Annotated in this window: 1 protein-coding gene; it reads right to left on the bottom strand. The window is 59.0% G+C overall.

Annotated elements, in window-relative coordinates; all coding sequences use genetic code 11:
- On the bottom strand, window positions 1-664 hold a 664-nt coding region (locus PDO_RS16995), incomplete at both ends, for a DEAD/DEAH box helicase (RefSeq protein ID WP_007604683.1).

Below are 664 nucleotides of genomic sequence, written 5' to 3' on the forward strand. Positions count from 1 at the left end.
AAGTGATCACTCCCAGCGTCGGGCGATCGGTTTCGGGCAGCTTCAGCCATGCCTTCATTCGGGAAACGGCTTCTCTTGCGACAGCATCCGCTTCTGGTCGATTGGTCCGGCTTCTGCCGCGATCATAGACACCCGCTGGTACCTTTCGCAGGTGCACGGCACGGTCTTCGACGACCGGCGACGGAAACGTCACGAGACGGTTCTGATAGTAATGATGATTGGAGAAGGCGATTAGGGACTCGCTTCGGCTCCGATAGTGCCATCGCAGATCGCGCGTTGGGATGCCGGCCGCCTTCGCCTCGTCGAGAATGCTTTCCAAGTCCTTCTCGTGATCAGCGACGTCCTCCTCTTCCTCGTTGCGTCCGAAGAAGTTCGTCGGCGGCAACTGCTTGGGATCGCCGACGATGATCGTCTGGCGGCCCCGCGCGATGGCGCCCACAGCGTCCCAGGTCGTAATTTGCGACGCCTCATCGAAAATCACAACATCGAACAACGCCTGGTTCGGTGGCAGATACTGAGCGATCGACAAGGGTGACATCAGCATGCAGGGGGCGAGCTTGGAAAAGCTCTGCGGCATCTTGCTGATCATATCCCGTATGGACTGGCTCGGTCGCTGCAACTCCATCTGATAGCGCAGCAGCCCGAGCTCTGAATTGCGCGGAAC

The organism is Rhizobium sp. PDO1-076 (assembly GCF_000247475.1).
Classification (GTDB): Bacteria; Pseudomonadota; Alphaproteobacteria; order Rhizobiales; family Rhizobiaceae; genus Allorhizobium.